A 25,742-nucleotide genomic window follows, 5' to 3' on the forward strand; every position below is an offset into this window, starting at 1 on the left:
CAAGAGCCTGGCAGGCGGAGGGCACACAATGGCGCTATCGGTTGTCCACCACGCTATCGACGGCTTTGGACGGGGGCTGTTCCGGCGTGCCCGGCGCTCGGTCTATCCGCTGGACCCTGTGGCCCGCCATGCCATCTGCGCCTTTCTGGCCGTAGGCAGCTGCTACGGTGCGGAGAGTCCGTCCCATGCCTTTATCGACTTGTCCCTGGAAGAACTGGGGGACGTGCAGGTTACCTCGGTTTCCAAGAAGGAGGAACGCCTGGCGGATGCTGCAGCCTCTATCTATGTGGTGACCGACGATGCGATTCGGCGCGCCGGGGTGCGTAGCCTGCCCGAGGCCTTGCGCCTGGCACCGAATCTGCAGGTCGCGCAAATCAGCGCCAACCAGTACGCCATCAGCGCCCGCGGTTTCAATTCCAGCACGGCCAACAAGTTGCTGGTGATGGTGGACGGGCGCACGGTCTATACCCCGCTGTATTCGGGGGTGTTCTGGGATGCACAGGATGTGCTGCTGCAAGATGTGGAGCGCATCGAAGTCATCAGCGGTCCGGGCGGCACCCTTTGGGGCGCGAATGCGGTCAACGGCGTGATCAACATCATCACCAAGGAGGCTGCCGATACCACGGGCAACCTGGTGCACGCCTCGGGGGGGAGTTCGGGCTCTGGCGTGGCGTTTCGCCATGGCGGCGTGCTGGACGGAAATAGCGGCGCTTACCGGGTGTATGGCAAATCTGACCGCGGGCGGCACAGTATCCGCGCCAATGGTGCGGCCGTGCCGGACGCCTGGGAGCGCAGCCAGATAGGCTTTCGCACAGACCTGCGTGCCGCGGATGGCGACGTCACTGTCCAGGGAGATCTCTACCGCGGCTCTACCGACCAGGCGTTACCCGCACAGCAGAAGGCCAGCGGTGCCAATCTGCTGGCCCGATGGAGTAAGCAGCTGGCCGACGGCTCCCAACTGCGGGTCCAAACCTACTGGGACCACACCAGCCGCGAGATGCCGGGCACCATCAACGAAAAGCTCGACACGCTGGACCTGGACATCCAGCAAGTCATGCCCGAAGCCGGCGGGGGGCAGTTGATCTGGGGCGGTGGCTTGCGCATGAGCGACGACCGGGTGGAAAACCTGGGCCTGCTCTCTTTCTTGCCCGCGCACCGTCAACTGCGTTGGGCCAATCTGTTCGCGCAGCAGGAATGGACCCTGCAGCCGGACCTGCGGCTGATCGCCGGGGGCAAGCTGGAAAGCAATAGCTATTCCGGCGTTGATTTCCTGCCCAACCTGAAGCTGGCCTGGAAGCCTTCGGCCGACCAATTGCTGTGGGCGGGCCTGTCCCGCGCCGTGCGCGCGCCGTCGCGCATCGATTCCGATCTGTATGTGCTCGGAACGCCGCCCTTGGCACTGGCGGGTGGGCCCGACTTCCGCTCCGAGATCGCCAATACGCTGGAGCTGGGCTTGCGCTCGCGCCATGGGCCTGCGCTGTCGTATGCGCTGGTTGTCTTCCGCAGTACCTACGACTATTTGCGCAGCCTGGATGTGTTGCCCAGCGGGGTATTTGTGGTTGGCAACCAGATCAAGGGCCGGATGGATGGGCTGGAAGCTTCAGCGAGCTACCAGGCAAGCAAGTCGTGGTCGCTGGAGGCCAGCGCGGTGTTGTTGCACGGGCGTTTCAGCGGTCCGAATCTGGCCTTGTCCTCGCCCGGCAACGACCCGCGTGCGCAATGGCGGCTGGGCTCTACCTGGAACCTGGGGGATAGCCAGCAGCTGAACGTGTCGTTGCGCCACGTGGGCAAGCTGCCGTCGCCCCTGGTGCCGGCCTATACCGCGGTAGATGCACGCTACGGCTGGCGGGTTTCCAAATCGGTGGAACTGGCGGTGACCGGGCGGAATTTGTTCGACCGGCGGCACCAGGAGTTTGCAACCAGCAGCACGCAGCCCAATCCCGTCCAGGTCGAACGCGCGATCGACATTGCGCTGACGGTGAGGTTCTGATGGCCCGTACCCGACGTATGGCGCTCCTGCTGGCGGTACCGTTTTTTGCGGCGGGTGTTTGGGCCGCGGCAGGCAGTGCCAATGAAATAGAAAGCCAGGTCAAGGCGGCGTATCTGTACAAGTTTGCCTCGTATGTCGAATGGCCGGCCGCCGTCTTCGTGCAAGCCGATACGCCGCTGGCTATCGGCATCCTGGGGGCGGAAGCCATAGCCGCAGAGCTGGGTAATCTCAAGAATGCCCAGCCTATGCAGAACCGGGCGCTGGAGGTGAAGCGGCTGAAACCCGGCGAAGCCTTGACGGGGGTACAGATCCTGTTCATTGGACGCCAGGAAAACGGGCGACTCAAGTCGTTGCTGGACAGCATCCAGTCGCAGTCCGTGCTGGTGGTCACGGAGTCGGCGGGGGCGCTCGATGCGGGTAGCGTCATCAACTTCTTGCCGGTAGGCGACCGTATCCGTTTTGAGGTGTCGGTCCAGAACGCTGAGCGCAGCGGCTTGAAGATCAGCGCGCGCCTGCTCAGCGTGGCGCAGAAGATAGAGCCGCGGAGGCCATGATGTTCAGGCTACGGCTCAGGTCGGTTCGCCACAAGCTGCTGTTGATGGTGCTGGTGGCCAATTTCTTTACGCTCATGGCCGCGGGGGCTGCGCTGTTCTACCACGATCTGATGGAAAACCGCACCAAGACAGCCGCGGAGTTGACGACCTTGGCCGGCATCCTGGGCCAGGGCAGTGCGGCAGCGCTGGAGTTCGACGATCCCAAGGTGGCGCACGAAAACCTGGCCCAGCTGCGCGCCAATCCAAATATCGTTGCAGCCGCCATCTACACCGCGACCGGCGCTTTGTTTGCCCACTACGTTGACAACTCCGCCGGTGAAGGTGCTATCCCCGGAACGCCAGAGCCGGAGGGTTTTCGTTTTGAAGGCGGCGAGCTGGTAGCGTTCAAGCACATCCAGATCCAGCGCACCACGGTGGGTACCATCTATCTCAAGGAGCGCTACGAGTTGGCGACCTGGCTGCGGGACTACCTGTTCATTCTGGGCTCGGTCCTGCTTGGCAGCCTGGCGCTGGGCTTGCTGATTTCTGCGTGGCTGCAGCGATGGGTGTCCGGCCCGATCCAGGCGGTCAGCACGGTGGCGCAGCGGGTCATGGAGCAGCGCAACTACCAGCTGCGCGCCGATAAAACCACGGAAGACGAGGTTGGCCAATTGGCCGATTCATTCAACGGCATGCTGCAGACGCTGGAGCACGAGATCGCCGAACGCAGTGGGGCCGAAACCGCGGTGCGCAACCTCAATGCCGAGCTGGAACAGCGTGTCGCCGGCCGCACCACCGAACTGCAGATCGCCAACCAGACGCTGGTGACGCGCACCGAAGAAGCAGAAACCGCCAACCGGGCCAAAGCCGACTTTCTGGCCAATATGAGCCATGAGATCCGCACGCCGATGAACGCCATTCTCGGGCTGGCCTATCTGCTGGACCGCAGCCAGCTGAGCGCAGACGCGTCGGACCTGGTGAAGAAGATCCGAGGCGCCGGGCGTTCGCTGCAGTCCATCATCAACGACATCCTGGATTTTTCGAAAATCGAGGCGGGGCGGCTGGAGATCGAACATGCGCCATTCCGCCTGGCCGACGTGCTCGACAACCTGGCCGGCATCATGGCGGCCAATGTCGGCGACAAGGACCTGGAGCTGGTGATTGCACCGCTGCCCGACATCGCCGGCCAGGTGCTCGGCGATGCGCTCCGGCTGGAGCAGGTGTTGATCAATTTGACCGGCAACGCCATCAAATTTACCGACCATGGCAGCATCACCGTGGGCATACAGCTGCTGTCCCGCGACGAAAAGACGGTCAAGCTGCGGTTTTCGGTCAGCGACTCCGGGATCGGCATTCCGCTGGACAAGCAGGCCAACATCTTTGCCGCATTCGCCCAGGCCGATGTGTCCACCACACGGCGCTTTGGCGGCACCGGGCTGGGCCTGACCATCTGCCGCCATCTGGTGGCCAAGATGAACGGAGAGATTGGGGTGACCAGCCAGCCCGGCCGGGGCAGCGAATTCTGGTTCACCATTCCGTTTGAATGGTCTGCGTCCACCGATTACGCGCTGCCGGAAATGGCCTCGCTGGATGTACTGATCGCCGACGACAACGATGCTGCGCGCGAAAACCTGTCGCTCACCGCCCGCTCCATCGGCTGGACGGCCAACCAGGCGGAGTCGGGCGAAGCCGCCATCCGCAAGATACAGAACAAGTTCGACAGCAAGAACACCTACGACGTGCTCTTGCTCGACTGGAAGATGCCTGGCATGGACGGTCTGGCGGCGGCCGCCAAGATCCGCCAGACCTTCAAGGACGCCACCTCGCCCATCGTGCTGATGGTGACTGCGTTCTCGCGCGATGACTTGCTCAGACAGCCTGGCATAGAGGGAGTGGACGGCATTCTCAGCAAGCCTGTGACCAGCTCCACCCTGTACAACGCCGTGTCTGAAGCGCTGCACCGTCGCGGCCATGGCAGTGCCAGGCTTGCGGCAGGCCCCTTGGGGCGCACGACCCAGCGGGTGGAAGGCGTGCGCGTGCTGGTGGTGGACGACAGCGAAATCAACCGCGAGGTGGCGATGCGCATCCTGCTGGCCGATGGGGCGGTGGTGCATTTGGCCAACGATGGCCAGGCCGCGCTCGACTGGTTGCAGCGCAACCCGAAAGGCGTGGACATCGTCTTGATGGATGTGCAGATGCCGCTGATGGATGGCTACGAGGCCACCCGCCAGCTGCGGGCCCTACCGCAGTTTGCGGTCTTGCCTATCGTGGCTCTGACGGCGGGCGCGTTCAAGGCGCAGCAGGATGCCGCCCTGCAGGCCGGCATGAACGCCTTCGTGGCCAAACCCTTCGATGTGGAAGAGTTGATGCTGACCATCCAACGCCTGACGCACTTCCAGCCACGCCTGGTGGAGCCTGGCCAGGTGACCCTGCCCCTGCCTTTGCCCCTGCCGCCAGCGGCCTCTGCGGCACTGGACATGCCGGGCATCGCCGTCGGCAAGGGCCTGCATGTGTGGCGGGACCTGGCGGTGTATCGCCGGTTCTTGTCCCGCTTCGCTGCGGATTACGCCGGTTTTGGGGCACAGCTCAGCCCGCAGTACGCAGCAGATGTGCGCACCGCCCGGGCACTGGTGCACAAGCTGCATGGTGCGGCGGGCAACCTGGCACTGACCGATGTGGCCCGCTGCGCCGCCGCTGTCGAAGCCGCTGGGGACGGGGTCCATCCCGGCCCGGCATTGGTGGAGTTGCGTGCGGCGCTGGAGACCGCGCTGGCCTCCATCGCCTTGTTCACCTCCGAGAGACCGGCGGCAACGGCCGCCGCCGAGGTGCAGGTTGACGCCCAGCGCGTGGCCCCGCTGCTGGTCGAGTTGCTGGGGGCGCTGGATACCGACAACCCGGACGGGGCCAGTCAGCTGTCGGAGGTATTGGCGCCTCTGTTGCCCCCCGATGCCCTGCAGGCTCTGCAGGCATGCATTACCGATTTCGACTTTCGAAAAGCCGAGGCCGAGGTTCGACTCCTGGCCGAAAAGTTTGATATTGGCCTGGAGGCACACAAATGAGCACCTCACCCATCCTGATCGTTGACGATGAACCGAGCAACCTGGCGACGCTGAAGCAAATCCTGGGGCCGGTTTATCCCCTGGCCTTTGCCCGCAACGGGGCCGAGTGCCTGGCAGCAGCCCGCAAGCACAGGCCGATACTCATCCTGCTGGATATCCAGATGCCCGACATGGACGGCTATGCGGTCTGTAGCCTGCTCAAGGCCGACCCATTGACCGAAAGCACGCCGGTCATTTTTGTGTCGGCACTCGGCGAAACCGGTGCCGAGGCCGCGGGCTTTGACAGCGGCGGCGTGGACTACATCATCAAGCCGGTGTCGCCGGCGTTGGTGCTGGCGCGGGTGCGCACCCATTTGTCGCTGGTGCGCGCCACCACGCTGGAACGCTACGTCAAACAGCTGGAAATCGAGCAGGCCAAGACGGCGCGGCTGAGCCGCATCCACGCGGTGCTGAGCGGCACCAATTCGGCCATCGTCAGAATCCGCGAGCCGCAGGCGTTGATGGCAGAGGCCTGCCTGATCGTGGTCAAGCTGGGCGGCTTTGGTTTGGCCTGGATTGGCCTGGCGGAAGAGGAGGGCACTGTGCTGACTCTGGCCGCCAGCCAGGGTGCAGAGCCTGGCCTGCTGGCCAGCTCGCTGGGCCTGGAGGCGGGTGTGACTGCCGCGGGACTGGGCATTCCTGCGCAGGTGTTGGCCCGCGGCAAGCTGCTGTTTTGCAACGATGTGCGCACCACCGCGCTGGAGGATCGCAGCAGCCAGGACGCGCTGAGCCGGGGTTATCTGTCCATCGTCGGCCTGCCCCTGGTCGTGGAGGAAAAAGTCGTCGGCGTGATGGTGCTGTACGCGCGCGAACGCGGCTTCTTTGACGAGGAGGAACTGAAGCTGCTGAATGAGCTGTCCGGCGACATTTCCTTCGCTCTGCAAGCCATCGAATACGAAAAACGCGCACGCTTTCTGTCCTACTACGACCCGCTGACGGCGCTGCCCAATACCAGCCTGTTCCTGGACCGGCTGGACCAGCTGGTCAAGACCGCAGCACGGGCGAACAGCGGCGCTTTTGTGATGGCGCTGAACCTGGACCGTTTCAAGCAGCTGAATGACGCTTTCGGTCGCCACGTGGGCGACCAGGTGCTCAGGCTGGTCGCCAAACGCCTGGAGGAAACGGTTTCTTCCTCCTACAGCGTTGCCCGTCTGGGCGCCGATAATTTTGCGCTGCTGGGCGAACAGGTGGGCAGCAAAGAGGTCAGCATCCTGTGTGAAAAAATCACCAGCGCCTTGATGGCGCCCATGGTGGTGGATGGCGTGATGCTACATGTATCGGCCCGGCTGGGTGTCGCGCTGTTTCCGGCGGACGCGGACACCGCCGAGGCCTTGTTCAAGAACGCCGAGGTGGCGCTCAAGCAGACCCGGTCGAGCAAGACGCGCTACCTGTTCTATTCGCCCCAGCTCAATGCCAGGATGGCGGAGAAGTTCGCCATGGAAAACCTGCTGAAGGCCGCGGTGGAGAAGCAGCAGTTTGTGCTGCACTACCAGCCCAAGGTCGACCTGGGCACCGGCCAGATCATCGGCGCCGAAGCGCTGATCCGTTGGCAGCACCCGGAACGCGGCATGGTGTCGCCGGCCGAGTTCATCCCCTTGGCCGAGGAAACCGGGCTGATCGGCCCCATCGGTGCCTGGGTGATCCGTACCGTGTGTGCGCAGCAGGCGGCCTGGCTGCGCGACTTCCTGCCGGTGGTGCCGATTGCGCTGAACCTGTCGGCGCTGCAGTTCCGCGAGAGCAATATTCTGGAAGTCGTGCGCGAGGCTTTGACCGAATATGCCCTGGACCCGACCTGGCTGGAGCTGGAGCTCACCGAGTCCCTGGTCATGCAAGACCCGGAAGGGGCAGAGAAAACCCTGCGCTCGTTCCGCGGCCTGGGCCTGTCGCTGTCGCTGGACGACTTCGGCACCGGCTATTCGTCCCTGGCCTATCTGAAGCGCTTTCCCTTCAATACCGTCAAGATCGACCGCGCCTTCGTGACCGACGTGACCCGCAACCCCGGCGATGCGGCCATCAATACCGCCATCATCGGCATGGCCCACAGCCTGCGCATGAACGTGATTGCCGAGGGCGTGGAAACCGAGTCGCAGCTGAAGTTTCTGCGCAATCGCCAGTGCGACCAGATGCAGGGCTACTACTTCAGCCGCCCGGTACTGGCAGAGGATTTCGCGGCCATGCTGCGCGGCGACAAGCACTTGGAAATGGCGCTGGAGCTGAATGCCGAGCAGCCCACCCTGCTGATCGTGGACAACGAGGAATCCACCTTGTCCGCCCTGAACCGCGCGCTGCGCCGCGAGGGCTACCGCATCTTGACCGCGCAGGGCAGCCTGGAAGCGCTGGAGCTCCTGGCCAGCCATTCGGTGCAGGTGGTGCTGTGCGACCAGCGCCTGTCCAAGACCACGGGCGTGGACTTTCTCACCATCGTCGCCCAGCTGTACCCGGACACCATGCGCATCGTGCTCAGCGGCTATACCGAGCTGCAGTCGGTGCTGGATGTGGTCAACCGCGCCGAGATCTACCGCTTTCTGACCAAACCCTGGGACGACGGCCAGCTGCGGCAGAACATCCGCGAGGCTTTCCGCCGTTACCGGCCCAGCGATGCCGTGGCGGCGCAGCGGGTCTGGCACTGAGTCGGCCACCAGCAAATACTCCTAAATAGATAGCTGCTAGCGCAGTATTTACCTACGCTAGCGGCCATTTTTATCTGTATACGGTGGGCCGGCAACAGACAGCACCGCAATTTCGTTCAATACGCCCGCGCCCCGGCATCCGACACTGCGCCGACTTCCCCCTTTGTCGCGCAGGAGCCGCATGCCCTCTCTCGTCTTGCCCATGTTTTTATTCGCCCTGGCCGGCGCCATTTCGCCCGGCCCGGTCAACCTGGTGGCCGCCAGCCTGGGGGCCAGTGCGGGCTTTTACCGCGCCTTGCCGCATGTGGCCGGCGCCAGCCTCAGCTACGCGGCCATCGTCTGGCTGATGGGCAGTGGCTTCCAGGGCGTGCTGCTGGCTTATCCGTGGGCCAGCCAGTGGATGCAGTACGCGGGCGCCGCCTATTTGCTCTACCTGTCGGCCCGGATCGCCATGGCCCCGCCGGTGCAGCAGGCTGGGCCCGCCGGTGCGGCGCCGGACTGGCTGCAGGGCCTGGTGCTGGGCATAGGCGCGCAAACCCTGAACCCCAAGGCCTGGTTGGTCGCGTTGTCGGGCGTCAGCCTGTTCGTCGGTGCCGGGCCGCAGGCGTCGGCCAGCTTGCTGCTGTTTTGCGGCATTTCGGGCGGCGTCTGCTTTGGAGCGGTCGCGGCCTGGGCGGCTTTGGGCCGCTGGATACGCCGCTGGCTGGCGCATCCGCCGTACCAGGTTCTGTTCAACCGCTGCATGGCTTTGGCCCTGGCGCTGTCGGTTGCCAGTATGCTGATGCCCTGAGCAGACAAAAGGTGCTAGACCCTATGACCCCGGTCCCCGCGGCTTCGCAATCCTTCCAGCGCAGCAGGCGCTTGCCGCATGTGGAGATGCGCCAGGCCGGCCATGCAGCGGCCTGCTACCAGCCGCATACCCACGACGAGTTCTCGGTGGGCGTGGTCGATGCGGGCAGCGCCGTCTACCGCAACCGGCAGCGGCAGGACGCGCTGCACCCCGGCATGCTGGTGATGGTCAACCCTGGCGATACCCATTCCTGCAACGCGACCGCGGGCCAGAGCTGGTCGTACCGCATGCTGTTCATCGACACGCCCTGGCTGGCGCGCCTGCAGGCCGACAGCCTGCCGCTGGCCGGCCGCGACTACGCGGCGTTTGCCACCCACAGCAGCGCCCAACCCCTGCTGTACCGGCGGTTTGACCGGTTGTTCCAGACCCTGGCGCAGGACGCCGATGGGCTGGCGGCCGAGGAGCAACTCGTGTGCTTTCTGATGGACTGCTTTGACACGCCTGCGCCCCGGCTAGAAGGCGGCCCACCGGGGGCGGCGCTGCAACGTGCCAGGGCGCTGATACTCGACCAGCTGGCCGACAAGCTGACGCTGGAGGCCATCGCCCACGAGGCCCGGCTCAGCCCCTTCCACCTGATCCGCAGCTTCAAACAGGCCTATGGCCAGACGCCGCATGCGTTCCAGCTGGACCAGCGCATCAACCGCGGCAAGCAGCTGCTCAAGCAGGGCCAGGGGCTGGCCGACGTGGCGCTGCAGCTGGGTTTTGCCGACCAGAGCCACTTCCAGCGGCATTTCAAAAGCCGGCATGCGGTGACACCGCAGGTCTACCAGCGGGCGCTGGCGGCGGCTTAGCGCAGCTGCTCGGCCAGGCGGGCCGGGTCGGTTTCGAGCAGGATGGCCTGGATGCCGGTGCTGCGCAGCCGGTCTTTTTCGGCGCGGTCGGCGATGTCGAAGCTGGGCTGCTGCTGGAAGTCCAACAGGTGTTCGATCAGGTTCTGCTGGACATAGAAGTCCTTGGGCGTGGTGCGCTCTTCCACCTGCACCGCGAACTCGTACTTTTGCACATGGGTCGACTGGTGCGCCGACTTCTGCCCGTTGGCCTCGGTGGTGGCATCGCGTTCGAAGCGCAGCGCCACCTCGCTGTGGGCCTGGTCGTCCACCTGGGTGTACAGGTAGTTTTGCGAATTCTTTTCGCTGCTCAAGGTCGGCGGGCCGGCCGAGGTCAGCGCGCTGTGGAAGCTGGCTTTCAGCGCCGAGGTCTGCAGCTGGCGGATGCTGTCGGGCTGGTCGGCCGGGCCGCTGGTTTGGGTGCTCTGGCGGGTGCGGTAGTCGAAGCGGTCCAGCTCGTCCGGGCGCAGTGGGTTGGGGGCCTGGGCGCTGGTCTGGATGTGCAGGTCGAAGTCGGCCAGGCCGGTCAGCAGAGGGGTGGCGACTGATGTAGAACCCGTGCTGCTGCCGTAAGAATGCTGCAGCGCGCTGAACGCATCCTGCACCGAGGCAATCCATTCGGCGCTGGCCTGGCCGCGCTGCCCGGCCTGCTCGATCTGCCCGAGGTAGCGTGCAATCGACTGTTCGCGCTGCGCCGCCGGGCCCCACATCGCAGGGTTGCCCAGGTCCAGCTTCAGATCGATCTGGTCGGTCGGCGTTTGCAGCTGCAGGCTGCGCAGGCCGTCTTCGGCGCGGAACTCCAGCAGCACTTTCTCGCCCTTGCGGTCGACCTTGGCGCTGAGGGCAATACTGGACAGCACGCTACTGTCGTAGGCGCCCAGGTCGGCAATGTCCATGCGTGGCGGCTCGGCGGTGATGCTCTGCACGGCTTTCTCGAAGCCGCCGGCCAGCTGGGTCAGGGCCTGGCGCTCGGCGCTGCTCAGGGGGCGGCTGCTGTGGATTTCAACCCCCAGGCCGGTGCTCTGGTTGGTCAGCACCAGGCTGACGACCGTGCCCGAGCGGGTGCGTATGTTCAGTGCGACCTCGGCCGAGGCATTGCTGCCCACATTGGCCAGCGCGGCCTGCGACAGGCCCGTTAGAGCGGCTGTGGCATTGTTCTTGGGCACGAAGTTGACCACCGACTGCTTGAAGTCGCTGGCGCTGCTGGCAAAGCGCTCCAGCAGCGCGCCGCCCAGGCCGGTGAGCCGGCTGGTATTGCCGCTGGACGAGAAATTGCGCGCCATCAGCTTGCTGACAGTGTCTTCGGAGCGGCTCAGCCAGGCCTGCACCTCCTGTACTGCGCTGCGCGCCGGGGGCTCGTAGGTCAGTGGGCTGGTGGTGATGGCGGGCGAGAGGCTGAGCACCGCCGAGGCGATGGCCGGGTCGTCCAGCTCCGGCTCAATGTTGCTGCGCAGATTGCTGCTGTTGCTGGCCAGGCTGGCATCCCAGGACAGGGTGGTGGCAGGGATTTGCATGGTGCGGCGCCTGGCGTGGTAGATACCATTCCATCGGCCGCTGCGCCGAAAACTTGAATCCGCGGGCCTCAGCCCAGGGCGGCAGCGTCGGCCAGAAAGCCGATTTCGGCGTCCAGCGTGGCGCGGTGGTCGAACAGCTCGCTGAACAGCTTGGGCGGGATGGTGATGGAGCCCACGCCCAGCTCCAGCAGCGCCAGGTAGGCAGCCCGCGAGCGCACGCTGGCCACCAGCAGCCGGGTGCTGGCGCCGCTGCGGGTCAGCGCGGCCTGCATCTGGGCGATCAGCGCCAGGCCGTCCACGCCTGCGTCTTCCAGCCGGCCCAGGTAGGGCGCGGCATAGCTGGCACCCAGCTGGCCGGCAAAGTGGGCCTGCTCCAACGCGTAGACCGCGGTGTAGGTGACGGGAAAGCCGGCTGCGCTGAGCTCGGCACCGGCGCGCAGACCGTCGCGGGTGGCGGGGATCTTCACCACCAGCTGGCCGGGGTTGAACTCGGCCAGCAGCTGGCGGGCGTCGGCCAGGATGCCGTCGGTATCGGCGGCATGCACCTGGGCCTGCACCTGGCGTGCGCCCAGCTGCAGGCAGGTATGCAGCAGCTGGGGCAGGGCGCTGCGGCTGACGCCGGCGCGGCGCAGCAGGGTCGGGTTGGTGGTCACGCCGTGGACGGCGGGGTGCGGCAAACAGGTTTTCAGCTCGGCCAGGTCGGCGCTGTCGAGGTAGAGGTGGAAGGCTTGCATGGTCTAGTTTCCTGCGTCCAGCGCGGTTTGCAGTTCGGCGCGGGTGGGCGGGTTCGCACCCTCGCGGGTGCAGTTGATGGCGGCCGCATGGGCGGCAAAGCGCAGCACCGCCAGCCAGGTAGCGTCGGGCAGGCCGTCGAGCTGGGCGACTTGTTCCACGCCGTGTTCCAGCAGGGCGACGGTCAGGCCGGCGTCGAAGGTATCGCCTGCGCCAATCGTGTCGGCCACGGTGATCTTGGGCGCGGCAATTTCCAGCGGCGCCTTGCCGCGGCGGAACAGGGTGGCGCCGTCGCCACCGCGGGTGATGACCACGGCGCGCGGGCCGCTGCTGTCGCTGGCCATGAAGCTGGCGGCCACCTCGGCCAGGCTGAGACCGGGCGCCAGGGCGGCGGCGTCTTCGTCGCTGAACTTCATCAGGTTGCTGGCGGCGGCCCAGCGCTGCACGTTGGCGCGGTAGGCCGGCAGGTCCTTGATCAGGCTCAGGCGCACATTCGGGTCGAACAAGACGATGCGCTGGCCCTGCTGGGCCTCCACCAGATCGGCGATGCGGCTGGCGGCGGGCTCGTGCAGCAGGGCGATCGAGCCGAACTGCAGAAAGCGGCAGCTGTCGGGCAGGGCCGGCAGCACGGCGGGCGCCCATTGCGTATCGGCCGTGCCCTGGGTGTAGAAGGCGTAGCGGTTGGTTTGCGGCGTGCGCTCGACAAACGCCAGGGTCGATGGCGCGTCGCTGCGCAGCACCCAGTCGGTGTTCACGCCATTGCTCTGCAGGTGCTGCAGCAGGCGTTCGCCGAACAGGTCGGTGGACAGCTGGCTGATAAAGCCGATAGGCTGGCCCAGGCGGGCGGTGGCGATGGCGCTATTGGTGGGGGCGCCGCCTTCGTGGCCTTCAAAGTTCAGGCCGCTGGTGGCGGTGAAGTCGATCAGCGATTCGCCGACGATGGCAATGCGGATGGGTTGCATGGTGTGTTTGCCTCTTGTTGTGCGTGCGTGCAGGCGAGTGCCGGATGTGTCTCGATCTTACCGTGGCGGGCAGGCCCGATGGGGGCGGTAGGTTTATGCATGTTTTAGGCCTCTAGCGCTTATTCTGATTGCGCAGGCAGCTATGGAAATAGTAGTGTTTTAAGGTGGGCGCAGTGGCGCAGGCTGCAGAAATTTCGCATACAAAAATGGCAAAAAACAATACTCTGTTTCCAGCCTGGGCTTGTACCGGCTTGACGCCGCCGGGCTGCTTCGCACAATGGCGCCATGGTCACCGTGGAATTTGCTGCCAGCCTGCGCCGCCATGTGGACCTGGCGCCGCAGAGCGTGCCCGCCGGCAGCCTGCGCGCCGTGCTGGAGGCGGCCCTGCAGGCCGGGCCGGCGTTGGCCCCCTATGTGTTTGACGACCAGCGCGCGGTGCGCAAGCACGTGGCGGTGTTTGTGAACCAGCTGATGGTGCACGACCGCAGCCGGCTCGACCTGGCGCTCCACCCCGGCGACAAGGTGCTGGTGATCCAGGCCCTGACCGGCGGCTAACCCGAAAGGTATCCCATGCTCAGCTTGCTCGTAGGCACCCGCAAGGGCCTGTTTGTGGTGCGCGGCCAGGGCCGCAGCTGGCACATCGCGGCCCACCATTTCGCCGGTGAACCCGTCACCCAGCTGCTGGCCGACCCGCGCGACGGCAGCTGGTACGCGGCGCTGCGCATGGGCCACTTCGGCGTCAAGCTGCGCAAGAGCACGGACCAGGGCGCGCACTGGACCGAAATCGCCGCGCCGGCTTTCCCCACCAAGCCGACCACCGGCCCCTGGGCCGACGATCCGACACCCTGGAGCGTCGACATGGTCTGGGCGCTGGAAGCCGGCGGTGCCGACCAGCCGGGCCGGCTGTGGGCGGGCTGCCTGCCGGCGGGGCTGTTCGAGTCGCCTGATGGCGGTGCCAGCTGGGTCTTGAATAGCGCGCTGTGGGATGAGCCCCGGCGCAAGGACTGGATGGGCGGCGGCTACGACCACGCGGGCATCCACTCGGTGCTGGTCGACCCGCGCGACTCTGCGCACCTGACGGTGGCGATCTCCTGCGGCGGCGTCTGGCAAAGCCATGACGCCGGCCAGAGCTGGGAGTTGACCGCCAGCGGCATGCGCGCCGACTTCATGCCTGAGGAGCGGGTGGAGGACGGCAACATCCAGGACGTGCACCGTATGGTGCAGTGCGCGGCCCAGCCCGATGCGCTGTGGGTGCAGCACCACGGCGGCATTTACCGTTCTACCGACGCGGCCCAGCGCTGGCAGGAGATTGCCGCGCCCATGCCATCCGGCTTTGGTTTTGCCGTGGCCTGCGACCCGCAGAACCCGCTGCGCGCCTGGTTTGTGCCGGCCCAGGCCGATGCCTGCCGGATTCCGGTGCAGGGCCAGATGCTGGTCACGCGCACCGACGACGGCGGCCACAGCTTCCAGGCCTTTGGCGACGGCCTGCCGGCCCAGCATGCCTACCACCTGGTGTACCGGCATGGGCTGGACATCAGCGCCGACGGCAGCACCCTGGCCCTGGCTTCCACCACCGGCGGGCTCTGGACCAGCGAGCATGCGGGCGAGCAATGGCACTGCATCAGCAAGGACTTGCCGCCGGTGGCCGTGCTGCAGTTTGCAAGCTGAATCGGGCTCTGGCGCAGATTCCACCTGCGCCAGCTGCTATCAAAATAGGAAAAAGGCCCGATGCTGCCATCGTCGCCACCAGCCGCTCATGCAAAATGTTCGGGCACTTCTTCCCGTCCGATCCGCCTGCTTCCATGCCCCCAAACCCTTTTGTCCGCCGCGCGCCCTGGCTCTGGGCCGCAGCTGCGCTGCTGGCCTTACTGCTGATTGCGGCAGCCGGCCAGTGGGCAGCGCGGCGCGAGGCCAGCTTCCAGGCGGACAGCATCCACCGCGCCATCGAAGTCCATGCGCTGGGCCTGCGCGGCGCGGCGGCCAAGTACAGCTATCTGCCGTTCACCGTGGCCCAGCACCCGGATGTGCTGGCGGCGCTGGCGCATCCGCAGGACGCCGCCTTGCAGCAGCGCGCCAACCGCTATATCGAAGCCGTGAACCGCAGTGCCGGCTCCGACGCGCTGTACCTGATCGACTTGCAAGGCCTGACCCTGGCGGCCAGCAACTGGAACGAGCCCAAGGGCTTTGTCGGCCAGTCGTACGCGAACCGCCCGTACTTCACAGACGCCCGCGAGGGCCGCAACGGCCTGTTCTACGGCGTAGGCCAGACCACCGGCGAGCCGGGGCTTTTCTTGTCCGCGCCGGTGCGCCAGGGCGGGGCGGTGGTGGGCGTGGTCACCGTCAAGGTCAGCCTGCGGCAGATCCAGGACACCTGGGCTTTTGTGCGCGACCCCATCCTGCTGGCCGATGCGCGGGGCATTGTGTTTCTGGGCTCGGTGGCGCCCTGGATGTACCAGGCCACCCGCCCCCTGGACCGCGCGGACCTGGATTGGGTGCAAAGCCATTTGCAATACGGTGGGCGGCAACATTTTCCGCTGCTGCCGTGGACGCTGGAGCGCGATGCGGACCAACCCGGCTACCGGGTGCAGACCACCATCGACGGCCGCCTCCGCGAGTTTCTGGCGGTGGACGAAGCCCTGCCCGACCTGGGCTGGACCCTGACCGTGATGGCCGACTACGCCGCCGTCACCCGCGCCCGCCAGCGCAGCTGGATGTTGGGCCTGCTGTGCGCCGGCCTGCTGCTGCTGGGCAGCCTGTACTGGCGTTTGCGCGAGCGCCGCTTTGCCGAACAGCGCGATGCCCGGCGCGAGCTGGAAGTGCGCGTGCGCGAGCGCACCGCCGAGCTGGACGAAGCCCACGCTTTTCGCAAAGCCATGGAAGATTCGCTGCTGGTCGGCATGCGCGCGCGGGATCTGGACGGCCACATCATCTACGTCAACCCGGCCCTCTGCGAGATGACCGGCTACCGTGCCGACGAGCTGCTGGGCCGGCTGCCGCCGTACCCCTATTGGCACCCGGACGATGTAGAGCAGCACTGGCAGAACAATGACGCGACCATGAGCGGCCAGGCCGCGCTGTCGGGCTTCGAGTCCCGCGTGCGGCACCGCGATGGGCACGACGTGCTGACCATGGTCTACACCGCGCGGCTGATCGACGCCCACGGCCAGCACAGCGGCTGGATGAGCTCGGTGGTCGACATCACCGCACAAAAGCGCGCCGAGCTGCGCCAGCGCCAGCACGACGAGCAGCTGCAGCACGCCCAGCGCCTGGCCAGCCTGGGCGAGATGGCCTCTACCCTGGCGCACGAGCTGAACCAGCCGCTGGCGGCGCTGAGCAATTTCGCCAGCGCCGCCAAGGCCTTTGCCGAGCAGGGCCGCTCCGACCTGCTGGTCAGCAGCCTGGACGAGACCATGGCCCAGGCCCAGCGCACCGCCGAGATCGTGCGCCGCATCCGCGGCTTTGTGCGCCAGCGCACCGCCGGTGCCGAGGACTGCGGGGTCGTCACGCTGGTGGCGAACGTGCTGGCCTTGCTGCAGGGTGAGATCAGGGCGCAGCAAGCGCGCGCCGTGCTGCGCATTCCCTCCACGTTGCCGGCCGTGCGCGGCGACCGCGTGCTGCTGGAGCAGGTGCTGCTGAACCTGGTGCTGAACAGCCTGCAGGCGATGCACGCCACACCCACGGAGCGCCGGCTGGTGGAGATCGACGCGGCCGTGGTCGCCAGCCGCATGCACATCCGCGTGGCGGATCGCGGGCCGGGCATCGATGCCGCCATCGCCGAGCAGGTGTTCGCGCCGTTCTTCACTACCAAGGACGGCGGCCTGGGCCTGGGTCTGAACATCTGCCGCACGATTGTCGAAAGCCACCGTGGGCGATTGACGTTTGCCAACCGGGTGGATGGCGGGACGGTTTTTACGTTGGAGCTGGAAGTCGCAGGGTGAGAGCTTTTCTGGTTGGCCTTGGTAGAGTCCGTAAAAGGTGAATATGGCCGCCATCTGGATGGCGGTTCCATCAGGAAATCACCGTCGACTCTCCATGGAGATGCGCGCAGCCAGTCCGCACAATACGGTTCCCATGCGCCAAAGATGGCCTGGGTTTATCCCAATCTGCATTCCCGTGAAGCAAGCGGACTGTCTACCAGTTGCCCTACTTGTCCGTGCCGGGAAAGTACGGCGCGCCTTGTATCGCCGTCAGCGGCAGATAAAAAGTTTTCACGGGCACCAACGGTGGCGGCCTCACGTTCGCCGAGCTTTCGGCCGCTGCGGCTTGTGCCAGCGCCGGCCATATGCAGGCCACGCGTATGCCTCTCAGGTTTTTTTCCGGCAGATCCTTGCGCGTACCAAAGCGGCGACCATCCACATGCAGCTCGTCGTCTTTTAGCGTGGCAGCCAGATTCAGCGGCGGGTTGCCAAACACCCGGTTGTAGCCCACGCGCAGCGCGTTTGCATCGCCACGCCGGTACTGCACCACACGCAGCCGCTTGGGCTGGCGCATGTCGTCACCTTCCACGTCGCCCATGTAGAAGTAGCGCACCCGCGCCGCCGGCAAGGGCGGCAGCTTGTAGCTGGAAGACCAGCCGTTATGGTCGGCCTCGAACAGCGGGCGCATCGTGGTGGGCAGCGCCTCGTTGTTAGAGGTGGCAAACACCGCTGACGTTGCGTCGGAAAGTGAACGGCCATGAAAGTCAAACGTCACGCTTTCTTTCTGCTCAGCCACCGTTTGGCCAAAGGCGGGGAAGACGGAGCCGGTTTCCCGTACTTCCTGCAGACGCACACCGTCGCCCTCGGCCTTCCAGTGCCCGCCGGCCAGCATGTCGAGCGAGCCGCCCGTGAAGCTAAAGCAAAACGTGTTGTCATCCAGCAGCATCAGCTCCGCGCGCGAATCCACCGAGCCCTGGATGTAGCCGCCCACGTAAGGCTTTTCAGCCGGGGTGACGGCATAGGCATCGGCCAGCGAAAACAGCGCCAGGGCGAAGGCAAGCGTGGCGCGGAGTGGCTGGGCAAGTGGGGGCACGGGTGGTCCTTTGTGAGCGAAGAAAGAGAATGTACGACAGGCGAGAGACGGCTCTGGCTTACCGGGCTCAAGCCCCAGGCTTAGGCAACGCTCGCGGCAACTTCAGGGCTCTCGTTCCGACGTTGCCGACTTCGTTTTGAGTTCACTGGGGCGCCCATGCTGTGACTTGCCACCGTTAAGTGCCAGCACCGAGGGGTCGAATGTCCGTACTCTGTCACTTTCCGCGCGAAGCCGGGGAAGAAATCTGTCGTTCTGATATTCGATGAGGATCAGCGCGCTTTGGCGAGTGGGATTGCTACCAGGAAGCGTGTTCATTGCTAGGCTTCCTTATTCTTAACAATGTTTCAGTTGTTGAGGCCGCGAGCAGCAATCAGTGCGCGAGGAGCGCCTGATGCTGGCGAAGGTGCTGCTGGAAGCGCTGGGCGTAGTCCCCTGCCACCGCGGCGGCGACGCTTTGTCGTCTCGCCAGCGCCGTCCGCCACGCTGTGACACGGGGAAGGTTCTCGAAGATCGGCTGCGATACCGTCGGATCGAGGATGTCGAAATAGCGGAAGAGGGGCGCGAACACTGCATCGACCATGCCGAAGGCGGCACCGCCGAAATAGGGCCCTTCCACGAGCACCGTTTCCAGCTGCTGTAGCCGGCTCTGGAACGCCGCCTGCTTTGCATCTGCGGTCGGGCGATCCTTGGCGTTGAGGAACTGCCAGGCTTCGGCGAGGGTCGCCGTGCCGAACTCGATCCAGGCGCGGTGCTGTGCGCGTGGCACCGGGTCGCCCGGATACAGCGCTGCGCCGGGCTGTGTCTCTTCCAGATACTCGCAGATGGCCATGCTTTCGAAGAGAACGGCGTCCGGCCCATCCGGCTGGCCTACCTTGAGCAATGGCACCTTGCCGGTCGGCGAAAGCGCCAGAAACCAGTCCGGCTTGGCGGCGAGATCGACGTCGATCCTGTCGAAGGGCACGCCTTTTTCCAGAAGGACGATCGCTGCCCGTTGAACGAAAGGGCATAGAGGGTGGCTGATGAGTGTCAATTGCGTTTGTGGCATAGGAATGCTCCCTGTAAAAATGAAGCCATCCCACGCATGTGGGGCGGGCGCATCGCGGCTGATTTACCCGTGTGGCTTCGAGCAATCCTGCCGAGGGCGATAGCCCAAAGGCTGGCAGAAGGAGTCGTCATGAGAGCGCTCCTTCAGGTGTCGTCTGCAATCAGCCGTTAAGAGTGCGACCACCGTCAACGATGATTTCAGAGCCGACCGTCCATCGGGACTCGTCGGAAGCCAGATACAGCACCGCCTTGGCTACTTCCTCCGGCGTGCCGAAGCGACCAAACGGAATGCTTGCGGCAATGTCCTTGTTGAGCTGATCGCGATAGGCCTCAGGAATGCCCATCTTGTCGTACAGCGGCGTTTCAACCGGGCCAGGACTGACGGCGTTGACGCGAATGCCACGCGCAAGCAATTCACCCGAAAGCGTCTTCGACATGTTCAGAAATGCAGCCTTGGTCGCGGCATAGACCGATGAATGCGCCGCGCCGACGTGCGCGCTGACCGACGTATTGAGCACCACCGATGCGGGGTTCGCGAAAACAGGCAACAGTGCTTGGATCAGGAAGTAGGGCCCCTTGACGTTGATGTCGAACGAGCGATCAAACATTTCTTCCGTCCACGCTTCGATCGGCAACCAGACGGAGACGCCGGCGTTGAGAAAGGCGATGTCGAGCTGACCATAGTGCGCCTGGACGGCTTGCGCCAACGCCTTCTGCGCGGCCACACTGGCTGAGTCCGCGCGCAGCACCAGGACCTCGCTACCCAGTTCCGCTTGGGCCTTTGCGATGGAGTCCGGGTTGACACCGGTGACGATGACGCGGGCGCCTTCGGCGAGGAACTGCTTGGCCGTTTCCAGGCCAATGCCGCTGGTGCCGCCGGTGATGAGAGTACGTTTGCCTTGCAAGCGGGACATGAAAGTTCTCCTGTAGATGATTCGGGGTCAACCAACCTTGGCTAACCTGCCGTGGGGAGAACTATGCACTCATGCCTAAAATTTAATAAGATCGTATATTTGAATATATTTCATGCTTCGGTTGCATGAATAAAGGATTTCACGTGGACCGCTTTTTGTTGATGACATGCTTCGCCCGTGCCGTTGAGACGGGCAGCTTCTCCGCTGCGGGCCGCGACTTGGGCTTGGGACAGCCAAACGTCAGCCGCTATGTGGCGGCACTGGAAGACCATCTGCAAACGCGGCTGCTGCACCGGTCGACGCGCAAGCTTGCCCTCACGCCTGAGGGGGAACGCTACTACGCGGAAGCCCGGCGAATTCTTGACGCCGTGGAAGAATCAGAGTCGTCGTTCAGGGAGAACGTCAACCCCTCCGGATTGCTGCGTGTTGCCTGTCCGACCGCGCTGAGCTATGCATTTGTGTTGCCGCATGTGCCCGCCTTCCTGGAGCGCTATCCAGGATTGACGCTGGACCTCCAGACCAATGACCGCTACGTGAATCTGGTCGATGAGGGGGCTGAACTCGCGATTCGGATCGGGCATTTGGAAGACAGCGCACTGCGTGCGCGCAGCATAGGTTTGTTCAAACGCGTGTGCGTTGCCAGCAAAGGATATCTGGCCAAACGTGGAGTCCCCGCTGCTCCCGACGATCTACGCGGGCACGATTGCGTGGTCTACACCCTGCTGTCGTCTGGTGCCACCTGGCGTTTCAGGGATACCGAAGTTCCGGTCACAGGCAGGCTTCGGGTCAGCTCACCCGAGGCCGCACGCGAATCTGTCAACGCGGGGCTAGGGGTCGGCCTTGGCCCGGAATGGTTGTTCGAAGACGGGCTGAAGAACGGTAATTTGCAATTGCTGCTGACAGAATATGACGCCCCGCCTGTGCCGATACAAATCATTTATGTGGCGAACAGACTTCTTCCGAAGCGGGCCATCGTCTTCATGGATTTCATCGCCGAAGCATTTTCGAAGGTTCCGGCACTCAACGTCCCCCATGAGCGGCCTCTAGTGCGATAAGGGGGCTTCCGCTGTCTTCAAACCTTTCCGCCCCCTCTGATTGCCTTTCACTGCAACTTTTACCGGTGCGCCGGCACGGATCGTCTTGACATCTGAGGCACTTCGAAGCGAGCCCTAGCCAGGACTTGCGGCGAACGGTGCGCCTTGGTCTCGGTTAGTCTTCACAGACTCCACTCCCTGTTTTCTGCCCCCATGAAGCCGAACCCTCTCCCCCTGAACCTGTACGTCGTCGACGACGACGAAGCGGTGCGCCGCTCGCTCGGTCTGTTGCTGTTGTCGCGTGGCCATGCGGTGCAGGCCTTTGCTTCCGGCGAGGCATTTCTGGCCGGTGTCGACCCGCAGCGGCCAGGCTGCGCGATCCTCGATCTGCGTCTCGGCGATATCAGCGGGCTGCAGGTGTTCGAGACGCTGCGCGCGCAGCAGAGCCCGCTGGTGGTGGTGTTTTTGTCCGGCCATGGCGATATCGCCATGGCGGTGGAGGCGGTGCAGCAGGGCGCTTTCGGCTGGCTGGAGAAGCCTTGCAACGACGAGCGCCTGTTGGCCAGCGTGGCCCAGGCCCTGCAGAAGGCCAGCGCCATTGCTGCCGAGCAGCAAGCCCGACAGGCCGCGCAAGCACTGTGGAGCAAGCTGACGCCGCGCGAGATGCAGGTCGCGCGCCTGGTAGCCGAGGGCAAGCCGAACAAGCGCATCGCGCTGGACCTGGCGCCGCTGGAGCTGCGCACCGTGGAGACGCACCGCGCCCATGTGTTCGCCAAACTGGGCCTGTCGAACAGCCACGAGCTGGAGCGATTTTTGCGCGAGCACGCGCTTTAGAACGTGTTCAAGGTCTTTGGGGACCCCAAAAGACCTTGAACACGTTCTTAGGGCTACGCTGAATAAGCTCCCTCAAAGCACCCACCGGTGTTGACGACCGAGCGATTTGACCCATACAGCTAGGTGGCCAAAGAACCTCTGCTGTGGCCCTTTGGGTCGGATTTTTGGGCCTTTCGGCCCGCCTGCCGTCCTCATCGCGACCTCAGGCCGCATTGTGGAGCCTACGCGCCGTAGGCCGCCAGGAAGACCCGTACGGCTTCGCGCAGAAGAGCCTTGTTTTCCCGCGAATCCGGCATCTCGAGCTTCAGCAGTCCGCGGATGTGCCCGGAGCCCAGGAACATCGACAGGAACAGGTCCGCTGCCTGAAGCGGGTTCTGCACCTTGAGCGTGCCCGTAGAGTGGGCACGGCGCAGGTATGCAGCCAGCTCGTTGTTCGCCCGTTCCGGGCCTTCCTTGTAGAACGCACGGCAGGCTTCCGGCTGCGCTCCCGCGACGCCGTAGACAGCGCGCAACGCGCCCAGGGCGTCCCCGCGCGCTAGTGCGAGAAACCGTGTGCCGATCGCCAGCAGCGCCTCTTCAGGCTGGTCTGGGTCCAGCGCCCTGGCACCCGGTACGCCAGCCACCACCGGCTCCGTCCTGTCGCGCACGACCGCCTGGAACAGCTTCTCCTTGGAGCCGAAGTTGTTGTACACGGTCATCTTGGACACACCGGCGTCCGCGGCGATGGCATCCACGCTGGCACGCTCCAGGCCATGCTCGTTGAAGTGCCTTTGCGCCGCTTCCAGGACGCGCCGCACGCGCTCGGGATCGCGCGGCCGCCCGCGTTGGGGCTTGGGAGTGGGGGCTGGGGCCATGGGTGGATTTAGTGGACTTGACAGTTTATTATATGAGCCCTACATTACTGTACTCATTAGTACAATATTTAATCAGCCCACAAGGAGTCCATCACCATGAATGACGTCATCATCATCGGCGGCAGTTTTGCCGGCCTCGCCGCCGCCCTGCAGCTCGGCCGTGCCCGCCGCAAGGTCACCGTTCTCGATACCGGCCGGCCACGCAATCGTTTCGCCGGCCACTCGCATGGCCTGCTAGGCCACGATCACAAGCCACCGCTGGACATCCTGGCCGAGGCACGGCAGCAACTGGCGCGCTATCCAACGATCAGGCTGGTCAATGCCCGGGCCGAGAGCGTCTCTGGCGCCATCGACGATTTCTCCGTCGTTACTGACGATAGCGAATGCCTAAGGGCACGTCGCCTGATTCTGAGCTATGGCGTCGTCGACCAGATGCCCAGTGTTCCGGGCTTTGCCGAAAGCTGGGGCACGTCCATCGTGCCCTGCCCCTATTGCGACGGCTTTGAAGTCGCCGGCCAGCATTGGGGCGTCCTCTGGTCCGGCCCGCAGTCGCACCAATCCGTCAGGCTGTTCCGCGATTGGACCGACAAGTTGACTGTCTTCGCCGATGGCCACGACATTGCGCCCGATATCCGGGCCGATCTGGCTGGCCGCAACATCCCTGTGGTCGATGGACGGATCGTGGAGATCGCCCATCACAAGGGCCATATCGCCACCGTCAATCTCGATACCGGCCGCAATATCGCGGTCGACATCCTGTTCGCCCATCCGCGCAACAAGCCGTCCGCAAGCGTGCATGCATCACTGGGCCTGGCCACGGTCGATACGCCCACCGGCATCGTCCTCAAGATCGACGAGCGCCGCCAGACCAGCATGCCCGGCATCTATGCCGCCGGCGACCTTACGACGCCCTTCTTGCCCTCGGTCACCCAGGCATCCTCGCAGGGTGCGATGGCGGGCATCTTCGCCCAGCAGTCGATGCTGGTTTGAGAAGACACACATGGAGTTCGAACACGTCACCTTCGACCTGCCGCACGGCAGCTTTCACGCGCTGCAGGGTGGTGATCCCCATGGTCGGCCGACGCTTGTCTTGCACGGCTTCCCGGACCATCCGCCGACCGCAAAGCCCTTCCTTGCCGAGCTCGGTCGCCGTGGACGTCGCGTCGTCGCCCCCTGGCTTCGCGGTTACGCCCCGTCCCCGACTGCGGGGCCGTTCGACATGGCGGCCCTCACCGGCGACGTGCTAGCGCTGATCGACCGCTGGTCTCCCGGGCGAGCCGTCGAGTTGATTGGCCACGACTGGGGTGGTGCGATCACATACGATGTCTGCGTCACCGCGCCGGAGCGGATCGAACGCGCAGTCACGCTGGCATTTCCCCACCCACTGACGTTTCTGAGCCAGCCGCGCCTCGCTCAGCTACGCCGGAGCTGGTACATGGGGCTCTTCCAGCTGCCGGGAAGCGGCTGGATCGCCAGCGCCCGAGATCTCGCCCTCATCGACCACCTATGGCGTCAGTGGTCGCCCGGCCTCTCGCTCGATCCAGCTCTCCAGGCGGAGCTGCACGAGACCCTGCGGGCGAGCATGCCTGCGCCCTTGCGCTACTACCGAGGGCTGCTGCGGCCTGGCATGCTTGGGGCGATGCGCCGCCTGTCTCAGCCGATCGCGGTGCCCCTGCTGCAGCTCCACGGTGCAGACGACGGCTGCATCCTCCCCCAGCAGGTCGACGACCGACATCGGTTCGCCGCATCGCACGCGCTGGAAGTCGTCCCCGACGTCGGTCACTTCCTGCACATCGAGGCCCCCGAGGCGATCGCGGAACGGATCGCGGCATGGGGCGAGTAGTGTCCTTTCAGCCCTGCGAAAAGAAGCCTCGAACGAAGCCCCTCCACGACGGGAAGTGACCGGGCTGATGCTCGGCCTCACCAAAGAAACGTCCATCCCTCTGAAAGTAAAGAAAAAGGAAGCAATCCTTATGAATACGACTAATCCTGGCGTCGCCCTGGTGACCGGCGCATCCTCTGGCATCGGTCTCGCCACTGCCAAAGCCTTGCGGAATGCGGGCTTTCGGGTGTTCGGAACGAGCCGCCGCGCCGCCGCGGAGAGATCCGACGGTATTACTATGCTGGCCTGTGACGTTACCGACGATGGGTCCGTGGCGAAACTGGTCGAGCGGGTCCTGGCCGAGGCCGGCCGCATCGATCTGCTCGTCAACAATGCCGGCATGGGTTTGCTTGGCGCCGCAGAGGAGTCCTCGACGGCCCAGGCGCAGGCGCTATTCGACGTCAATGTCTTTGGGGTTCTACGCGTGACCAGGGCGGTGCTACCGGCCATGCGCCAGCAGAGAAAAGGCAGAATCATCAATGTGAGTTCGGTGCTGGGCTTGATCCCGGCTCCCTATTCCGCCGTGTATGCGTCGACCAAGCATGCCATCGAAGGCTATTCTGAATCGCTTGACCACGAGCTTCGCACCTTTGGCATTCGTGTCGTGTTGGTCGAACCCGCCTATACAAGGACGGCATTTGAAGACAACCTCGCCAAGCCAGACCTATTGCTTGACATCTATGACGCCACGCGCGCCAGCATGGATGTGATCAATAAGAAAGCGATAGAAGCCGGCGACGCCCCGGAAGTCGTCGCCAGGACGATTGTCGAAGCGGCGACCACGATCGTTCCAAAGACACGCTACGCGGCGGGAACAATGGCGCGACGGGTCAGTCTTTTGCGCCGTTTCGTCCCTGAATCCGCGTTCGACAAGAGTCTTCGAAAGCAGTACGGATTGCCGGTCTGACGACGATGAACATCCTGCTCATCGAGGCCCCAAGCGATCGCGGAACGGATCGTGGCATGGGCTGAGTAGCGGATCACTTGTCCAGGCAGAAGTCAGGGCCGTCGACAAGCTTGAGGTTGGGGCCGGG

Annotated in this window: 21 protein-coding genes; 14 read left to right on the forward strand and 7 right to left on the reverse strand. The window is 64.7% G+C overall.

Features of this window, described 5'->3' with window-relative positions:
* The first annotated feature begins 28 nt into the window (after window positions 1-28).
* From J2X19_RS02855 to J2X19_RS02880, 6 genes are all read left to right on the forward strand, one after another.
* Window positions 29-1,990 carry a TOL_0244 family TonB-dependent receptor gene (locus J2X19_RS02855; RefSeq protein ID WP_310370459.1) on the forward strand — a complete coding sequence of 654 codons (1,962 nt, stop codon included), beginning with the start codon at window positions 29-31 and terminating at the stop codon, window positions 1,988-1,990.
* Window positions 1,990-2,544, forward strand: coding sequence for a TOL_0243 family YfiR-like periplasmic protein (locus J2X19_RS02860; protein ID WP_116604979.1), 555 nt, complete (start codon window positions 1,990-1,992; stop codon window positions 2,542-2,544). The genes J2X19_RS02855 and J2X19_RS02860 overlap by 1 nt, the downstream gene beginning before the upstream one ends.
* The gene (locus J2X19_RS02865) at window positions 2,541-5,582 is read left to right on the forward strand and encodes a sensor histidine kinase, YfiR-like protein-associated (RefSeq protein WP_310370462.1); all 3,042 of its coding nucleotides are present in this window, start codon (window positions 2,541-2,543) and stop codon (window positions 5,580-5,582) included. Before J2X19_RS02860 ends, J2X19_RS02865 begins: the two co-directional genes overlap by 4 nt.
* A complete protein-coding gene (locus J2X19_RS02870) occupies window positions 5,579-8,251 on the forward strand; it encodes an EAL domain-containing protein (protein WP_310370464.1) in 2,673 nt (890 codons plus the stop codon). The genes J2X19_RS02865 and J2X19_RS02870 overlap by 4 nt, the downstream gene beginning before the upstream one ends.
* 181 nt (window positions 8,252-8,432) lie before the next feature.
* A complete protein-coding gene (locus J2X19_RS02875; protein ID WP_310370466.1) occupies window positions 8,433-9,041 on the forward strand; it encodes a LysE family translocator in 609 nt (202 codons plus the stop codon).
* A 23-nt stretch (window positions 9,042-9,064) separates the two neighbouring features.
* The gene (locus tag J2X19_RS02880) at window positions 9,065-9,892 is read left to right on the forward strand and encodes an AraC family transcriptional regulator (protein ID WP_310370468.1); all 828 of its coding nucleotides are present in this window, start codon (window positions 9,065-9,067) and stop codon (window positions 9,890-9,892) included.
* Here the strand turns inward: J2X19_RS02880 and J2X19_RS02885 are convergent.
* From J2X19_RS02885 to J2X19_RS02895, 3 genes are all read right to left on the reverse strand, one after another.
* The gene (locus J2X19_RS02885) at window positions 9,889-11,442 is read right to left on the reverse strand and encodes a hypothetical protein (RefSeq protein WP_310370470.1); all 1,554 of its coding nucleotides are present in this window, start codon (window positions 11,440-11,442) and stop codon (window positions 9,889-9,891) included. The two genes, J2X19_RS02880 and J2X19_RS02885, sit on opposite strands and share 4 nt — an antisense overlap.
* A gap of 68 nt (window positions 11,443-11,510) precedes the next feature.
* A complete protein-coding gene (locus tag J2X19_RS02890; protein ID WP_310370472.1) occupies window positions 11,511-12,176 on the reverse strand; it encodes a transaldolase family protein in 666 nt (221 codons plus the stop codon).
* Between the two features lie 3 nt (window positions 12,177-12,179).
* Window positions 12,180-13,127, reverse strand: coding sequence for a carbohydrate kinase family protein (locus tag J2X19_RS02895; protein WP_310372624.1), 948 nt, complete (start codon window positions 13,125-13,127; stop codon window positions 12,180-12,182).
* Between the two features lie 294 nt (window positions 13,128-13,421).
* On the opposite strand from J2X19_RS02895, the gene J2X19_RS02900 reads away from it, so the two are divergent.
* The 3 genes from J2X19_RS02900 to J2X19_RS02910 all read left to right on the forward strand — a co-directional run bounded on the left by J2X19_RS02900 (window position 13,422) and on the right by J2X19_RS02910 (window position 17,074).
* Window positions 13,422-13,691, forward strand: a complete 270-nt coding sequence (locus tag J2X19_RS02900) for a MoaD/ThiS family protein (protein WP_116604967.1) — start codon at window positions 13,422-13,424, stop codon at window positions 13,689-13,691.
* Window positions 13,692-13,706: 15 nt separating this feature from the next.
* Window positions 13,707-14,804, forward strand: coding sequence for a WD40/YVTN/BNR-like repeat-containing protein (locus J2X19_RS02905; protein ID WP_310370475.1), 1,098 nt, complete (start codon window positions 13,707-13,709; stop codon window positions 14,802-14,804).
* A 134-nt stretch (window positions 14,805-14,938) separates the two neighbouring features.
* A complete protein-coding gene (locus tag J2X19_RS02910) occupies window positions 14,939-17,074 on the forward strand; it encodes an ATP-binding protein (RefSeq protein ID WP_310370477.1) in 2,136 nt (711 codons plus the stop codon).
* A 205-nt stretch (window positions 17,075-17,279) separates the two neighbouring features.
* Here the strand turns inward: J2X19_RS02910 and J2X19_RS02915 are convergent, their stop codons facing one another.
* The 3 genes from J2X19_RS02915 to J2X19_RS02925 all read right to left on the reverse strand — a co-directional run bounded on the left by J2X19_RS02915 (window position 17,280) and on the right by J2X19_RS02925 (window position 20,104).
* On the reverse strand, window positions 17,280-18,146 hold the full coding sequence (locus tag J2X19_RS02915) for a hypothetical protein (protein ID WP_310370479.1): 867 nt from the start codon (window positions 18,144-18,146) through the stop codon (window positions 17,280-17,282).
* Between the two features lie 370 nt (window positions 18,147-18,516).
* Window positions 18,517-19,191, reverse strand: coding sequence for a glutathione S-transferase family protein (locus J2X19_RS02920; RefSeq protein WP_310370481.1), 675 nt, complete (start codon window positions 19,189-19,191; stop codon window positions 18,517-18,519).
* Between the two features lie 160 nt (window positions 19,192-19,351).
* Complete coding sequence (locus tag J2X19_RS02925) at window positions 19,352-20,104, reverse strand: SDR family oxidoreductase (protein ID WP_310370483.1); 753 nt, start codon at window positions 20,102-20,104, stop codon at window positions 19,352-19,354.
* Between the two features lie 125 nt (window positions 20,105-20,229).
* Here J2X19_RS02925 and J2X19_RS02930 point away from each other — a divergent pair, with 125 nt between their 5' ends.
* Both J2X19_RS02930 and J2X19_RS02935 read left to right on the forward strand, forming a co-directional pair.
* The gene (locus J2X19_RS02930; protein WP_310370485.1) at window positions 20,230-21,159 is read left to right on the forward strand and encodes a LysR family transcriptional regulator; all 930 of its coding nucleotides are present in this window, start codon (window positions 20,230-20,232) and stop codon (window positions 21,157-21,159) included.
* A gap of 192 nt (window positions 21,160-21,351) precedes the next feature.
* Window positions 21,352-21,972 (forward strand): response regulator transcription factor, encoded by a 621-nt coding sequence (locus tag J2X19_RS02935; protein ID WP_310370488.1) that lies wholly within the window; start codon window positions 21,352-21,354, stop codon window positions 21,970-21,972.
* 221 nt (window positions 21,973-22,193) lie between these two features.
* On the opposite strand, the gene J2X19_RS02940 is transcribed toward J2X19_RS02935, so the two are convergent.
* Window positions 22,194-22,826 (reverse strand): TetR/AcrR family transcriptional regulator, encoded by a 633-nt coding sequence (locus tag J2X19_RS02940; protein ID WP_310370490.1) that lies wholly within the window; start codon window positions 22,824-22,826, stop codon window positions 22,194-22,196.
* A gap of 96 nt (window positions 22,827-22,922) precedes the next feature.
* Between J2X19_RS02940 and J2X19_RS02945 the strand changes: the two genes are divergently transcribed.
* The 3 genes from J2X19_RS02945 (at window position 22,923) to J2X19_RS02955 (ending at window position 25,615) form a co-directional block, all read left to right on the forward strand.
* A complete protein-coding gene (locus J2X19_RS02945) occupies window positions 22,923-23,816 on the forward strand; it encodes an NAD(P)/FAD-dependent oxidoreductase (RefSeq protein WP_310370492.1) in 894 nt (297 codons plus the stop codon).
* A 10-nt stretch (window positions 23,817-23,826) separates the two neighbouring features.
* Window positions 23,827-24,669 (forward strand): alpha/beta fold hydrolase, encoded by an 843-nt coding sequence (locus J2X19_RS02950; RefSeq protein WP_310370494.1) that lies wholly within the window; start codon window positions 23,827-23,829, stop codon window positions 24,667-24,669.
* Between the two features lie 67 nt (window positions 24,670-24,736).
* A complete protein-coding gene (locus tag J2X19_RS02955) occupies window positions 24,737-25,615 on the forward strand; it encodes an oxidoreductase (RefSeq protein ID WP_310370496.1) in 879 nt (292 codons plus the stop codon).
* Window positions 25,616-25,742 lie beyond the last annotated feature (127 nt).

Source organism: Rhodoferax ferrireducens, from assembly GCF_031458075.1.
Classification (GTDB): domain Bacteria; phylum Pseudomonadota; class Gammaproteobacteria; order Burkholderiales; family Burkholderiaceae_C; genus Rhodoferax_B; species Rhodoferax_B ferrireducens_A.

What these genes read in the sequence shown, in the direction of transcription:
- J2X19_RS02855 (WP_310370459.1), top strand. Translation starts at nt 29, where the DNA reads ATGGCGCTATCGGTTGTCCACCACGCTATCGACGGCTTTGGACGGGGG.
- J2X19_RS02860 (WP_116604979.1), top strand. Translation starts at nt 1,990, where the DNA reads ATGGCCCGTACCCGACGTATGGCGCTCCTGCTGGCGGTACCGTTTTTT.
- J2X19_RS02865 (WP_310370462.1), top strand. Translation starts at nt 2,541, where the DNA reads ATGATGTTCAGGCTACGGCTCAGGTCGGTTCGCCACAAGCTGCTGTTG.
- J2X19_RS02870 (WP_310370464.1), top strand. Translation starts at nt 5,579, where the DNA reads ATGAGCACCTCACCCATCCTGATCGTTGACGATGAACCGAGCAACCTG.
- J2X19_RS02875 (WP_310370466.1), top strand. Translation starts at nt 8,433, where the DNA reads ATGCCCTCTCTCGTCTTGCCCATGTTTTTATTCGCCCTGGCCGGCGCC.
- J2X19_RS02880 (WP_310370468.1), top strand. Translation starts at nt 9,065, where the DNA reads ATGACCCCGGTCCCCGCGGCTTCGCAATCCTTCCAGCGCAGCAGGCGC.
- J2X19_RS02885 (WP_310370470.1), bottom strand. Translation starts at nt 11,442, where the DNA reads ATGCAAATCCCTGCCACCACCCTGTCCTGGGATGCCAGCCTGGCCAGC.
- J2X19_RS02890 (WP_310370472.1), bottom strand. Translation starts at nt 12,176, where the DNA reads ATGCAAGCCTTCCACCTCTACCTCGACAGCGCCGACCTGGCCGAGCTG.
- J2X19_RS02900 (WP_116604967.1), top strand. Translation starts at nt 13,422, where the DNA reads ATGGTCACCGTGGAATTTGCTGCCAGCCTGCGCCGCCATGTGGACCTG.
- J2X19_RS02905 (WP_310370475.1), top strand. Translation starts at nt 13,707, where the DNA reads ATGCTCAGCTTGCTCGTAGGCACCCGCAAGGGCCTGTTTGTGGTGCGC.
- J2X19_RS02910 (WP_310370477.1), top strand. Translation starts at nt 14,939, where the DNA reads ATGCCCCCAAACCCTTTTGTCCGCCGCGCGCCCTGGCTCTGGGCCGCA.
- J2X19_RS02920 (WP_310370481.1), bottom strand. Translation starts at nt 19,191, where the DNA reads ATGCCACAAACGCAATTGACACTCATCAGCCACCCTCTATGCCCTTTC.
- J2X19_RS02925 (WP_310370483.1), bottom strand. Translation starts at nt 20,104, where the DNA reads ATGTCCCGCTTGCAAGGCAAACGTACTCTCATCACCGGCGGCACCAGC.
- J2X19_RS02930 (WP_310370485.1), top strand. Translation starts at nt 20,230, where the DNA reads ATGAATAAAGGATTTCACGTGGACCGCTTTTTGTTGATGACATGCTTC.
- J2X19_RS02935 (WP_310370488.1), top strand. Translation starts at nt 21,352, where the DNA reads ATGAAGCCGAACCCTCTCCCCCTGAACCTGTACGTCGTCGACGACGAC.
- J2X19_RS02940 (WP_310370490.1), bottom strand. Translation starts at nt 22,826, where the DNA reads ATGGCCCCAGCCCCCACTCCCAAGCCCCAACGCGGGCGGCCGCGCGAT.
- J2X19_RS02945 (WP_310370492.1), top strand. Translation starts at nt 22,923, where the DNA reads ATGAATGACGTCATCATCATCGGCGGCAGTTTTGCCGGCCTCGCCGCC.
- J2X19_RS02950 (WP_310370494.1), top strand. Translation starts at nt 23,827, where the DNA reads ATGGAGTTCGAACACGTCACCTTCGACCTGCCGCACGGCAGCTTTCAC.
- J2X19_RS02955 (WP_310370496.1), top strand. Translation starts at nt 24,737, where the DNA reads ATGCTCGGCCTCACCAAAGAAACGTCCATCCCTCTGAAAGTAAAGAAA.